General features: G+C 65.7%; 12 protein-coding genes and 2 pseudogenes. 8 read left to right on the plus strand and 6 right to left on the minus strand.

Annotated elements, in window-relative coordinates; translation table 11 throughout:
- Positions 1 to 56: 56 nt before the first annotated feature.
- Positions 57 to 1,109, minus strand: a complete 1,053-nt coding sequence (locus tag DEJ15_RS01965; protein ID WP_349814781.1) for an SDR family oxidoreductase — start codon at positions 1,107 to 1,109, stop codon at positions 57 to 59.
- On the opposite strand from DEJ15_RS01965, the gene DEJ15_RS17410 reads away from it, so the two are divergent.
- A complete protein-coding gene (locus DEJ15_RS17410) occupies positions 1,102 to 1,569 on the plus strand; it encodes a hypothetical protein (RefSeq protein ID WP_349814782.1) in 468 nt (155 codons plus the stop codon). The two genes, DEJ15_RS01965 and DEJ15_RS17410, sit on opposite strands and share 8 nt — an antisense overlap.
- Here the strand turns inward: DEJ15_RS17410 and DEJ15_RS01975 are convergent.
- Positions 1,538 to 1,900 (minus strand): DoxX family protein, encoded by a 363-nt coding sequence (locus tag DEJ15_RS01975; protein ID WP_110826189.1) that lies wholly within the window; start codon positions 1,898 to 1,900, stop codon positions 1,538 to 1,540. The genes DEJ15_RS17410 and DEJ15_RS01975 overlap by 32 nt on opposite strands.
- A 91-nt stretch (positions 1,901 to 1,991) precedes the next feature.
- Here DEJ15_RS01975 and DEJ15_RS01980 point away from each other — a divergent pair, with 91 nt between their 5' ends.
- The 7 genes and pseudogenes from DEJ15_RS01980 to DEJ15_RS02005 all read left to right on the plus strand — a co-directional run bounded on the left by DEJ15_RS01980 (position 1,992) and on the right by DEJ15_RS02005 (position 5,858).
- Positions 1,992 to 2,504 carry a MarR family winged helix-turn-helix transcriptional regulator gene (locus DEJ15_RS01980; RefSeq protein WP_110826190.1) on the plus strand — a complete coding sequence of 171 codons (513 nt, stop codon included), beginning with the start codon at positions 1,992 to 1,994 and terminating at the stop codon, positions 2,502 to 2,504.
- Positions 2,505 to 2,627: 123 nt separating this feature from the next.
- Positions 2,628 to 3,050: a DUF6069 family protein gene (locus tag DEJ15_RS01985; RefSeq protein WP_220032662.1), complete on the plus strand. Its 423-nt coding sequence runs from the start codon at positions 2,628 to 2,630 to the stop codon at positions 3,048 to 3,050.
- A gap of 330 nt (positions 3,051 to 3,380) precedes the next feature.
- Positions 3,381 to 4,298 (plus strand): VOC family protein, encoded by a 918-nt coding sequence (locus tag DEJ15_RS01990; protein ID WP_284175518.1) that lies wholly within the window; start codon positions 3,381 to 3,383, stop codon positions 4,296 to 4,298.
- Positions 4,295 to 4,705 (plus strand): ester cyclase, encoded by a 411-nt coding sequence (locus DEJ15_RS01995; RefSeq protein WP_110826192.1) that lies wholly within the window; start codon positions 4,295 to 4,297, stop codon positions 4,703 to 4,705. The genes DEJ15_RS01990 and DEJ15_RS01995 overlap by 4 nt, the downstream gene beginning before the upstream one ends.
- A gap of 137 nt (positions 4,706 to 4,842) precedes the next feature.
- Positions 4,843 to 5,193, plus strand: a pseudogene (locus tag DEJ15_RS17415) (LLM class flavin-dependent oxidoreductase); the annotation flags it as partial.
- Between the two features lie 94 nt (positions 5,194 to 5,287).
- A pseudogene (locus tag DEJ15_RS17420) lies at positions 5,288 to 5,491 on the plus strand (LLM class flavin-dependent oxidoreductase); the annotation flags it as partial.
- Positions 5,492 to 5,603: 112 nt separating this feature from the next.
- Positions 5,604 to 5,858 (plus strand): hypothetical protein, encoded by a 255-nt coding sequence (locus DEJ15_RS02005; RefSeq protein ID WP_284175520.1) that lies wholly within the window; start codon positions 5,604 to 5,606, stop codon positions 5,856 to 5,858.
- On the opposite strand, the gene DEJ15_RS17425 is transcribed toward DEJ15_RS02005, so the two are convergent.
- The 4 genes from DEJ15_RS17425 to DEJ15_RS02020 form a co-directional block, all read right to left on the minus strand.
- Positions 5,770 to 5,982: a DUF6338 family protein gene (locus DEJ15_RS17425; protein WP_220032663.1), complete on the minus strand. Its 213-nt coding sequence runs from the start codon at positions 5,980 to 5,982 to the stop codon at positions 5,770 to 5,772. The two genes, DEJ15_RS02005 and DEJ15_RS17425, sit on opposite strands and share 89 nt — an antisense overlap.
- Positions 5,983 to 6,455: 473 nt before the next feature.
- Positions 6,456 to 7,061, minus strand: a complete 606-nt coding sequence (locus DEJ15_RS02010) for an RHS repeat-associated core domain-containing protein (RefSeq protein ID WP_284175521.1) — start codon at positions 7,059 to 7,061, stop codon at positions 6,456 to 6,458.
- Positions 7,048 to 8,742, minus strand: a complete 1,695-nt coding sequence (locus DEJ15_RS02015) for a hypothetical protein (RefSeq protein ID WP_284175522.1) — start codon at positions 8,740 to 8,742, stop codon at positions 7,048 to 7,050. Before DEJ15_RS02015 ends, DEJ15_RS02010 begins: the two co-directional genes overlap by 14 nt.
- 2,359 nt (positions 8,743 to 11,101) lie before the next feature.
- Positions 11,102 to 12,712, minus strand: coding sequence for a glycosyltransferase family 39 protein (locus tag DEJ15_RS02020; RefSeq protein ID WP_110826195.1), 1,611 nt, complete (start codon positions 12,710 to 12,712; stop codon positions 11,102 to 11,104).
- Positions 12,713 to 12,725 lie beyond the last annotated feature (13 nt).

Genomic DNA, 12,725 nt, shown 5'->3' on the forward strand with positions numbered 1-12,725 from the left:
CTCCGTGGTGCCGTCTGTCGTCCGGCACCACGGAGCGTTGTCGTTCCGCGGATGGGTCAGGCCGTGTGGAGCCTGCGGAAGGTCTCCTCGAGTGTCACGGTCGGGTGACCGATCAGCGTGGAGAGGACCGGGGAGGGGCCGTCGAGGGCGCCGTCGGCGACGGCTACGTCGAGGCCGACGAGGAACCCGATGGTGCCCTCGTCGAGACCGGCGGACACCAGAACCTGCTGGTGCTCCTGCGACGAGACGTCGGCGTACGCGACGTCACGTCCGAGGACGCGGCCTGCGGTCGCGGCGAACTCCGCGCCGTCCCAGGCGGTGTCACCGGCGAGCTCGAGCGTCTCGCCACGGTGGGCACCCGTCGCAGCGACGACGGCGGCCGCTTCGGCGTAGTCGGAGCGAGCCGCCGAAGCGATCCGTCCGGTACCGCTGCTGGCGAGCCACTGGCCGGTCGCGGCGATCTGGGCGAAGGCCTGCTCGTAGTTCTCGTTGTACCAGTTGTTCCGGAGCACGGTCGCCGTGACGGGCGAGGCCGCGAGGAGGTCCTCGGTGGCCTTGTGCTCAGGAGCGACGAACAGCGTCGACGTATCGGCGCGGGGAGCGCTGGTGTAGACGATGTGCTGTACGCCGGCCTGCTCCGCAGCACGGATGGCGTTGGTGTGCTGCGGCACACGCTGACCGACCTCGCTGCCGGAGACGAGCACCAGGGTCTCGACGCCGTCGAACGCGGACGCGAGGGCCGCCGGATCGGCGTAGTCGGCAACGGCGGTGCGGACACCGGAGTCAGCGAACAGCGCGGAGAGGCGCTCGGCGTTCCGGCCGATGGCGACGACGTCGTCGGCTGTCACGCCACGAGCGAGGAGGTGTCCGACGATCAGGCGACCGAGGTTGCCGGTCGCGCCGGTGACGGCGATCGTCACTTGATGACCCCGAGGCCGTCGGTCCAGCTGATCTGCTCGGAGACGGCGAGGCCCATCTGGAGGTAGCCGATGCCCTCGAGCTCGTGGGCGCGGGCGAGGGGGGCCGGCGTCGAAGGCGTCGAGACCACCGGCGGTGATCGCGTCGCGGAGAGCGGCCTTCGCGTCGGCGTCGTCGCCGGCGATGAGCACGGCGGTCTTCTTGCCGCCGACGCTCTTCGTGGCCAGCGCGCCGGCGAAGTTGGTGTTGAACGCCTTGACGACGTGCGACTCGGGCAGGCGGGCGGCGAGGTCCGCGGCACCGCTGCCGGCGTCGAAGACGACCGGCTGGAAGGTGGCGAAGTCGACGGTGTTGGTGATGTCGACGACGGTCTTGCCGGCGAGGACGCTCTTGTACTTGTCGGCGATCTCGGGGGAGGGCGGCGTACGGGACGGCGAGGACGACGATGTCGCCGGCGAAGGAGGTGGGCTCGTCGGAGTGCTTGATCGACTCGACGGTAGCGCCGCCGTCGGAGAAGACGGAGGCGATCGCGGTGCCCATGTTGCCGGTACCGAGGATGCTGATGCTGGTCATGATGTGTGCTCCTGTTTCAGAGGTGGTGCGGTTGGAGAGGGTGTGGTCAGAGGGCGGCGAAACCGAGGATCGCGCTGACGATCGAGAGGATCGCCAGGACGATCGGAGCCGCCGGGGACTCCTTGCGGCGCAGGTGGACGACCACGGCGCCGAGCATGAGGACAGCGAGGAGGATCGCGGCGATCGGGGTGAGGACCGGCGCGACGTCGAGCAGCAGCGGCAGGATCAAGCCGATCGCACCGAGGACCTCCGCGAGGCCGATGAGCTTGACGTGACTGCTGGCGAAGTCGGCCGCCCAGCCCATGCCGCTGCTGGCCAGGGCCTCCGCGGGACGGGCCAGCTTCATCAGGCCGGCTCCGAGGAACGCGAGCGCCAGGAGGCCGTTGATGATCCAGAGTGCGATGAGCATGATCTTCCTTGTGCTTGAACGTTGAAGTAACGAGGCCGACAGTACACAGCGTTTTGTTGAACGGTCAAGTTTTTTCTGCGACGATGTGCGCATGGACGAACCGCGCTGGCTCAACAAGACCGAGGCGGCAGCCTGGATGGATCTCCTCGCGATCATCGAGCTGCTGCCCTCGGCGCTCGACGCGCAGCTCAAGCGTGACTTCGCGATGACCCGCTTCGAGTACAACGTCCTCGCGATGCTCAGCGAGTCTCCCGACGACAGCGCTCCGATGAGCAGCCTGGCCTTCCTCACGAACGGATCACTCTCCCGTCTGTCACACGCGGTGACGAAGCTCGAGAAGCGTGGGTGGGTGCGTCGCGTGCCGTCCGAGACGGACAAGCGCTCGCTCGTGGCCACCCTGACCGTGGACGGACGAGCACTCATCGAGCGAGCGGCTCCGCATCACGTCGAGGAGGCTCGACGCGCGTTCTTCGATGCGATCCCGCCCGAGCGGGTCGGCGATCTCGCCGAGATCCTGCGGCCGATCGCCGCGAACCTCCTGACGCCGGACGCCGACTGCGGTCCGGCGGCGCGCGCCGCCGCTGCGCCGGTCGCTCACGACTGATCGACGACTCCACAGGCCGCCCACTCCACAGACCCCCGACCGCCCGGACTGGCACTCGCCAGCCCGTTGCTCCGTCGCGCCCGCTCGTCCGATGCGGCCGCGCCTCCCAGAACGGAAACTCCCATGAGCACGATCGACACGACAACCCGCCGCCCGAGCCGCCTCCGCGGGGTCCTCGTCGCGACTGTCCTCGCCGCCGTCATCGGCAGCATCGCCAACGCGATCATCGCCGTCAGCGCCCTCGCGGCCGGTGCTGACCCTGCAGTGCAAGGCCTGACGCCGCCGGCCTACATCACCTTCACCGTCGTCGGGGTCCTGATCGGCGCGATCGGGTGGGCGCTCATCAGCCGCACGCGTTCGGCTGGGCGCGCGCTCGCGATCCTCGTCCCGGTCGTCCTGGTGCTCTCCCTCATCCCCGACGTGCTCCTCGCCGTCAGTGGTGGCTCCGCTGCGATCACCGCGGGAGTGGCGCTGGGCATCATGCACCTCGTGACGACGGCGGTTGCGGTGCCGATCTACCGCACGTTCCTCCCGATCGCACGCTGACTCCTCTTCCCGCCCGCCAGCTGACGACACCTTCGTCGCCCAGCTGGCGGGCGTCTGCATCCAGGCCCGCTCCTGCCGCGACGAGCAGTCAGGAATGGTCTGCACACGGTTGTTGACAGTTCAACAAGATGGCGTACAGTGATGCTCATTACTTGATCGTTCAAGTAACTCTCGGTTCCGGCAGCAGCTCGCGCGGCCAGGACCCACGCCGACGTCGAACTCTGCAGGAGCAGCAATGAACCCCCCCTCGACACTTCTTCGGGCCCGCGTTCCGCCCCGAACGCGGCCGCGCCTGGCACGCCGGACCGTGAGGTCGCGGAGTTCGGTGCCGTGCACCTCGAGGTCACCGACCTCGGCCGTTCCACCGCGTTCTGGACCGATGTCATCGGCCTCGTCCTGCGGTCCGAGTCCCAGGACGAGGTCGAGCTCGGCACGAAGGCACAGACCCTCGTCACCCTGCACCCGGGCGCCCAGACCGGGTTCCTGCAGGGCCACAGCGGGCTCTACCACCTCGCCGTGCACCCGCCGACAGAAGCCGACTTCGCCCGGATCTTGCTCCGCCTCATCCGCGTCGGCTGGCAGATCTCACCGACCGACCACATCATGTCGAAGGCGATCTACCTCCTCGACCCGGACGGCATCACGGTCGAGATCACCCTCGAGACCCCGGAACGTCTCCGCGGGTTCCACTTCGACGACAACGGCCCGTACGTGCTGCGCCAGGACGGCAGCCGTTCCAACGGTCGTGAGCCGCTCGACGTCCGCGCCGTCCTCGCCGCACTGCCCGACGACGACACAACCCTCCCCGTACCGGAGGGCACCAAGATCGGCCACGTCCACCTGTACGTCGGGGACCTCGAAGCCGCCTACGGTTTCTACCGCACGTTCGGGTTCAACCAGGCCGTGTGGGCACCCCGCTTCCACATGGGCGACCTCGGTGGCGGCGGCGCGTTCAACCACCGCATCGCGGTGAACACCTGGCAAGGCATCGGCGCACCGCAATCCCCCCGCAGGGACCGCACGCATGCGCGCCTTCACCCTCCGCCTCGACACGCACGAGCGCCTCGACCATGTCCTTGGCACCGTCGATGGACCCATCGAGGAATCCGACGCCGGCTTCCTCGTCCGAGACCCCAGCCTGAACACGCTGCTGCTCTCCGCCAACTGATTTCCCGCTCGCTTACGAGCAGCACCCCTCCCCACCCACATCCGTGGGCAAACACTCTCACCGTGAGGACAAGACCATGAGCACCACCGACGACAACAAGACCATCGCGCGCACGTTCTACGACGCCTACAACGGCAGCGACCTGCAAGGCGCGTTTGACACCTACATCTCCCAGGACCTCATCAACCACACCAACGGCGGTGCGATGAACCGCGACATGTGGATGGGGTCGGACCTCGCCGCGAAGACCGCCATCCCCGAGCAGACCATGACGATCCTCGGCCAGGCCGCAGACGGCGACACGGTCTACACCCACTGGGTCCTCGAGGGCACCTTCAGCACCGGCGAACTGTTCGGCATGCCCGCCAACGGCAACATGACCCGCCTCGAGGCAGTCGCCGTCGACGTCATCCGCGACGGTCAGATCGTCGAGCACAACGCCATCGGCGACATCTCCGGCTTCATGGGCGCTCTCGCCGGCAACTAGCCCCACGACCGCCGCACAGGAGCGCGCCACCATGCAGGTCGATCCCACCAAATTCGAGATCGGGGCGGATTCCTTCGGGGGATCCAGCAACGGACGCCGGCCACGTACTGAGCGACCCAGAGCAGGTGCGCCTCCTCGTGCGGGAAGCGCAGCTGGCCGAGTCTGTCGGCATCGACGTGTTCAGCATCGGGGAGCACTACCGCCCCGGGAACGTCGACACGGCCACCCCCGTGCTGCTCGCGGCCGCAGCTCAGGCCACTTCCACGATCAGGCTCGGTACCGCGGTGACCGTGCTGTCCACGAACGACCCGGTACGGCTGTACCAAGCGTTCGCCACCGTCGATGCGGTGTCGAACGGCCGTGCGCGCGTCATCCTCGGCAGGGCCTCCTCGGTGGAGTCCTTCTCGTTGTTCGGGTTCAACATGGCGGACTACGACGCACTGTTCGAGGAGAACCTGAACCTGTTCGTCCGTCTCATGCGCGAAGAACGAGTCACCTGGTCGGGTCAACACCGCAGCCCGCTGCAGGGCGTGCGCCTGCAGCCGCGCATGCCCGAAGGGGGGTATCCCCGCCTGGATCGGCATCGGTGGCAGCCCCGAGTCAGTCGTCCGGGCGGCGCGCTACGGGCTCCCGCTCATGATCTCCGTCGTCGCCGGACCGCCGGAACGCTTCGCCGCGCACGCGGACCTGTATCTGCGAAGCCTCGACCAACTCGGCCGGCCCGAGCTGCCCATCGCGCACCACGGGAACGGCCTCATCGCAGAAACCGACGAGGAGGCGCAGGACGCGTACTGGCCGCACTGGGAAGCGCTGATGACCCAAGCCAGCACTGAGCGCGGCTTCCCGGCCCCCCTCCCGAGCCCTCTACGCGAAAGAGGTCACGACGGGAGCGCTGTTCGTGGGTTCGGTCGAGACTCTGGCTCGGCGGATCGATTCCGTCGCCCGGTCGAACCACCTCTCCCGCTTCGACCTGAAGTACGACCTTCCCGGCATCCCGCGCGAGGCGCGCGAGCGGAGCATCCGACTCCTCGGCGAGCAGGTTGCACCGCGGGTGCGTGAGCTGCTCACTGAACGTCCGGACGACTGGCACGTGCTCGGCCGCCCGCCGGCCACGATCGCCATAATCCAGCAGCGTTCTCGACTGGCGCCGTGAACTCCCCGTCATCGCTCATTTTCCACTGTTCCTCGATGAACAGGTCATGTGGCTCTGGGTAGGTACTGAAATAGGACCGGCGGCCAAATCGGCCGCCGATCCAATCTCCAGGTGCGAGACGCACCCGAACCCAGTTTGCCGTCGTATCGATGGCAGTCCAGCCAAGGCGTGCGGCACCGGTACTGTCAATTCATCAGCGTCGTATTCACGCTTGGCACCTCGTTAATCACCTCAGCCCAGTTTGCCCTGTCTGAGACAGTTCGACGTCTGAGACAGTTCCACTCGACGCAACTGGTCGACTCCTGCAGGGACGACCTGCGTCGTGGTGTCGCGGACGTAACTCATAGCAGCGAAGGCAGTAAGCGAGGACCGCCACGAATCTCATTTTTTCTTATTGGCACCCTTGCGTCGCTTGGCGGAAGCCATCAGCACGATAGGCATGATTATTACTAGTGGAAGCCACGACCCTGGCTTCTCAGGCGAAAAAATCAAATTGAACACACCTAGGACGAGTGCTACCACTGACGATACGAAACCAATTCGTTCGAAAATGATTCTACTTTTGGCGGACATGCCCTGCTCCTATCTACCGTGACGTCAGGAGTAATCGCCACGGATAGCTCGGTAGGTAGCAACACCAATACCCACAGCGCCGCCAATCCCTACACCCACCTCTGCCGCTGTGCCAAATCCAGCTGCGCAGCCCGCAACCGCGCCAGCGACCGTCCCTGCTACGGGAACTGCGCTTCCACCGACGGCGCCGGTAACTCCTCCCGCGACGCACCCAATCGTCCCACCAACTACTCCACCGCCAGCCGCATATGTTCCTGCGGTCGTGATGTACTGCTCGGCAGCAGTAAAGAAGTCTCGGCCTGTGGGATCGGAATTGTTAATTGGGTCATCCCCAGCGTACGCGTATCGGTTCGCATTGCCGGGATCAAGGGGGGCATCCAGGGTGTCGCGCTCGATCCACATACCAGTGACGGCGGATTGCCAACGATAACCGAACTTCGTAATTCCGTTAACGGAGTTGCTTGAGCGAATACCTGATTTGAACCCGTAAGGGCTTTGCTGCCACTGGATACTGGTATCACCATAGGAGACGGTCTCACCGCCGTACGGCGAATACGAGACGGTATAGGCCGTCGAACCCTTGTCGGTGATGGCGGCGGCGGGGTTGCCGATGCCGTCAATGACCCACATGCTCGTGGCCCCGTCGGTCGTCCGAAGAGCCAGCGGACTTCCACTCGAGGGATCGCTCAGCACGGATGCAGTGCCGACGCCGGCGATGGCACGGGCGGTGATCACGGGGACACCGTTGCTGTCGGACGTTCCATACGTGTACTGGTACGCCTTGCCGCCGTCGGTTGCTTGGGAGAGCATCTTGTTCATGTCGGCGCCAGCGTACGTGTAGCTGGTCTTGACGCCATCCTTCGTAGAAGACGTCATCTGCTGGGCACTGTTGTAGGTGAAGGACTCCCCCCGGCGCAGCGATCAGGTTGCCGGTGCCGTCGTACTGGTACCCGGCGGTGGTGATCTGCCCAAGCGCGTTGAAGCTGAGCTGTGTGTCCGAGATGACGCGCTTAGTGTCCGTGTCGACTGCCTTCGCTTCGGTTCGGTCACCCGCCTTGTCGTAGGTGAACGTCCAGGTCGTGTTCTGGGCGCCGCCGGTCTGCTTGACCTTCTGCAGTCGTGTGGAGCTCTTCCCGTCGCTGGTCTTGTAGTCGTACTCGGTGATCTGACCGGTCATGTCCTTGGACCACTGCAGCTGGTCGCGGTCATTGCCCTTGTCGGGATCACAGCTGCCGCCGGCGGTTGTGCCGGCGATGTAGCAGTACTTCGTGTCGACAACGGAGGACGGGCTGCTGCTGTCGCGGGATCCGAGCACGCGGGTGACCTTGCCGGAGCCGTCGTACTCGAGCTTCTGGTGCGCCTTCCACACCGTCGGGTCGTCGCCGCCGTTGGGGGTGGCGTTGAGCCAGGTGTCGGTACGGCGGCCGTGGTCGTCGATCTTGTACAGCTGCTTCGCCGTGCCAGCGCCGGATGGGTAGGTGGTGGCGGTGAGGGCGTTCGAGGAGTCGTAGTCGTGGGTGACGGTGCCCTGACTGTCGGTGACCTTGACGGTGTTGCCGGCGAGGTCGTACCCGTAGCTGACTTGTCCGCCACCGGCGGTGTTGAGGGTGCTGGTGAAGCGGTTCTGCTGGTCGTACGTGTTGGTGACTGTGCCGGTGGCGGAGACCTGGCTGGTGTTGTTGCCGTTGCCGTCGTAGGTGTTCGTCACGGTCGTGGTGCCGTCGCTGAACGCGGTGCTCAGCAGTCGGTCGTTGTTGTCGTACGTGAACGAGGTGGTGTTCCCGCGGCCGTCGGTCTCGGTCGCGAGCCGACCGAGGGAGTCGTAGGTGTAGTCCTTCGCTCCGATGCTGGTTTCGGCAGGCGCGGTGACGTTCCGCAGCTGCTTGTTGCTGTTGTAGAAGTACTGCGTCTTGTTGCTGATGGCTTCGACCTGGCCCGGAGCGAGGGCAGTCTTGACGGTGCCGTCGTCGTTGCGCTCGAGCTTTGCGGTCGCTGCGTTGTCGCCTTCGCCGGTGCTGGACGAGGTCATGTTTCCGGCCGGGTCGTAGCCCATCTTGACGCTGTTGCCAGCGCTGTCGGTGGAGCTGTCTGCGAGGTATGGCGATGAGGAGGCGCCACCGTATGTGGCGGAGGACGCTGATCCGGAGGATGACTGCACCTTCGTCAGCGACTGCGACGCATTCGCTCCGTACTCCCCTGTCGTCGTCGACGCGGCGCTCCCGGTGCCGACGGTCGATGAGGTGACACCGTTGTTCTGCGGGTTGTACTCGCGGGACTGCTGGCGGCCCATCGCGTCCGTGGCGTTCTTCACCAGGTGCGTGTCTGCGTTGAGCTCGTAGGTGGTGTGCTTGGCGTCCGCGATTGCAGCGTTCTGGTCCGAGCGCGGTCCCGCGACGAGCGTCGAGGTGGTGCTGGCGTAGCTGATCCGCGTTATGGCCGTTCCGGGGGGAACCGGCGGTGGTGTTGCGCTGGGCGATCTTGGTGACTCGCTGCTGGCTGTCGTACGTGAACTCAGTGACGCCGCCCTCGGGAGCAGTGATCGAGGTCAAGTCGTTGCCGTTGTAGCCGAACGTGGTGGTCTTGCCCGTCGCGTCCGTGTAGGAAGTGAGGTTCCCGTTGGTGTCCTTGCCGTACCGGATCGAGCGCGCGGCGTTCGTGCCGGCCGCCTGAGTGATCGTCGTGGTCCGGTTCTGGAACGCCACTGACGCCTTCCGGGCGGCAGCTGGGCCAGCGGTGGAGGTGATCGAGTCCAAACGAAGTCCCGTACGGGCGAGCTTCACCTGCTGCGGCTCTTTGTTGTCATCGGTGACGGTCAGTGGGTACCCGTTCGGGTTGAACGCGACTTTCGTGTTCGAGCCCCACATCGTCATCGTGTAACCGGATGCGTAACGCACCAGGTCGCCCTTGAATCCGGCCGGGGTGACGTAGTTGACGTTGTCCGTCGTCGCGAACGGCCACGTCGCACCGGAGGCGTCCGTATAGACAACGCCGGTGCCGTTAGTTGAGAGCGTGCCGACGCCAGCGAAAGCGCCCTCCCACCGGTTCGCTTCATAGGAGACCGTGTCATCGACTCGCCAGCCACGGGAGTTGTACGCCATGCCGATCGGCACAGAGGAGGTTGTCCCGGGCAAAGTGAGGCCGACGTTCTGCACGTTCAGGTTGCCGGTGGCGACGTCCACTCGGGCGCTGGTCTGGTCGGTGATGTTGAACGGCAACGTCGTCGCGGACGGACGACTTCCCGTGATTCCCGTCGTTCCGGGGCCTGTTGGCAGGGCGTTGTACCAGCCCTGCAGATCGACGAGGTAGTTCACGGCCCCTGGCCCTGAGTTCCACAGTTGAATCTTGCCATCCGTTCCTAGCGGCACGATGACGGTGTTCGACCGAGTCGTGTTCGCGGGGAACGTCACCGAGTACAGCGGGTTGGGGCGGGTCACGCCGTTCGCCCAGAGGGTCGCGGTGCCAGCACTAGAGGTGCCGTTGATCGCGGTCAGCGTCACGGCAACCGCGGAGACACCGGCACCCATCTGCGGCACGCCCTGCTGACCTGCGACCTGGACTGCGCGGGTCCCGCCGGAGGGCACGGCAGTGCCGGTGCGGGTGTCGTAGAGGGTCCCAGACGCAGGCGTGAAAACGCCGCCCTGATTGGTCTGGGTGAAGTAGCCCTGGATCTCGACGACGAGATCGATGATGCCCCACTGGTTGTAGACGGTGATCTTCCCGTCACCGCTCAGCGCGACATGTGCCGACATCGCCGACGTTGTCGCGGCCGGGTAGTTCATGCCGACGCTGCCCTCGGTTCCGCCCGCGGCGTAGGGCTTGATGAGGCCAGCGTTGCCATCGCGGGAGAGGACGAGGAAGTTCGCAACGATCCCTGACGCGTTCGCGGGGACATCGACGCCAGCCTCATCACCAGTGATCTGAATGTCGACGCTCTTACCCGCACCGATCTTCTGCTGCGGCAGCCCCGTGCCGTTCGTCGTGTTCGCTGCTTCCTTGCCAGTTCCGACCACGAATCCGCCCGGCGCGACGCCACCGTCGGTGGAGGTGTAGTAGCCCTGCACGTTCAGCACCAGGTCGACGGATGTCGTTGCGGTGAACGTCACCTTGCCGTCGTCACCGATCGGCACGGTCACCATGTTGGACATGGTGTCGAGGCCGCCGCCGCCGTAAACCATGACCATCGCCGATGGGGTGTCACGGTCCGGCTTGGCGCGCAGGATGCCCTGCCCACCCGGGTGCACGACCGTCGCGCTCAGGACCACCGCGGACGCGTCGTTGGGAACACCCGCCGTACCGCCAACTTGGATCTTCCGCTCCGTGTTCGCCGGCATCGGGGTGGAAAACCCACCGGTCCCGTCACGTGTATCCAGCACACGCCCGTACGACCACACGTACTGACCGCCATCACCCGTCACGGCAGCTTGCGCAGGCGCTGGCTGCGCGATGACCGACAGCATCGAGGCGAGCAACGCAACCAGTGCGATTCCGACAGTGACAATCCAGCTCTGACGCGAAACGCGCACGGCGAGACCAACCCCTCACGCCGTTCCACGGCGAAGTCACCGCACGCTCAACCAGCCCCTCTGGAGAACCTGTACGGACACTGAGAACGATAGAGATTGACGGCGCTGCCCGCTCCCCCCACAACAAGGGACTCGACAGAACCGGAGCTAATCGATACGACGATATTCGAGGAGTATGCCGCCGTCGAAAAGCGTCGTCTCCTCGGCGATGAACCCCTTGCCGCGCATAGCGCTCGTCACCGCCGGCACTTCGGGGCTCGCAGGCTCCCCGACGTACCAAACGACCGCGTAGCCGTCAGTACGAGCCACTGCGTCACCCACGGAGCGGCTCTTCGCCCAAAACCCGGTGGACGGAGCAGGCGGAGTCTTCGTGAGATCGCTCACGTGCTCGAGCTCGTCGGGGTAGTCCACCGCAAGCTGAAGCGGCGGTCGGGCCATGGCGCCGTAGATGATCCCTGCTCGACCACTAGTTGCCGAACGTTCCTGCTCGATCTCTGTCGCTGCAGTGCGCCAGTCCACGGTGGCCGGGTCGCCCCAACGCACCAACTGCCACGCGTGCGCCCCGAACACCAGCAACGCCAGCCCTGCAACGACCGCCAGCACTGCCCGGAATCGGTACGTCAACGCCATCACACCTGCTGCAACCAGCAGCGAAAGCGCCGGCACACACATCGCCAAGTACCGGTCAGAGAACGTTGGAGACGCGATAATCGTTACGGCCAACAGTCCAACTGGCGTGACGAAGAGCCACGGCACGACGACGCTCAGCACGCCCGGCCGAATACGCACGAGCCAGATGGCACCGATGATCGCCAGCAGCCAGCTCCCACCTGCGAGCAGCAACGGCCAAGTCGTGCCGGTGTGCACCAACGGCAGCGCGAACGACTGGTCCCGGAACACGGTCAGAACAGCGCTCCGGGCGCTGGGCCGCTGCAGGAAGCCGATCTGGGAGCTCTGTGCAACTGCTCCAACTGCGAACGGGACAGTGGCGACGGCGACAACCAGCATCGAGGTAACCGCTCCGCCAAGAAGCTGTATCCGGCTTTCGCGTCGTCGCGCTGCGAGGACGAGGACGGTTAGGGCGTGCGCGATCACGACGAAGACGAACCACAGGTTGAACAGCACCCCGATGAACGCGACGAGCGAGTACCCCGCCCACGCCGCGACGAGGCGAGACCGCGAACCTGGAGCCGTGGTACGCGCTGCTGTGACCAGCAGCAGCGTTGCGGCAACGGCTGCGAGCATCTCAAAGGACTGGGATCGGCCGTTCGTTGCCGCGAGCAGCGCAGCAGGGGTTGCTAAGAATACGGCTGCAGCGAGAACCCCGAGACGGTAGCTCAGCAGTCGACGCCCCAGGGGTACCAGGAGTGCCGCGGTCGCTGCGATCGCGACCGCAGACGGTGCACGCAACGACACCGGCGAGTACCCGACCACACCGAACCAGACATGCAGCACCGCGTAGTACAGAGCATGTACGAGGTCGATTTCACCCGTCAGCGTGGCAAGGCCTGACCATGACCGGGTCGCAGCGATCACCGTTGCGGACTCATCGAGCCACAATGTCCGCTCGGTAACCCCGACCAGACCGATCACGAGACCGACGATGAACACCAGGCCGGCGGTTCCCCATACGTGGGTACTGCGGTCGGCAGCGGAGGGATCAATCGCGCGAGTCACCCGCACCATCGTAGAGAGCAGCACGCACCGCGCCGGGATCGCCGAGCCCCAAGTGTGCGAGGGCAGCTCTCCGGTTAGCACGGCTGCCCTCGTA

Source organism: Curtobacterium sp. MCJR17_043 (genome assembly GCF_003224315.2).
In the GTDB taxonomy this organism is placed as follows: Bacteria; Actinomycetota; Actinomycetes; order Actinomycetales; family Microbacteriaceae; genus Curtobacterium.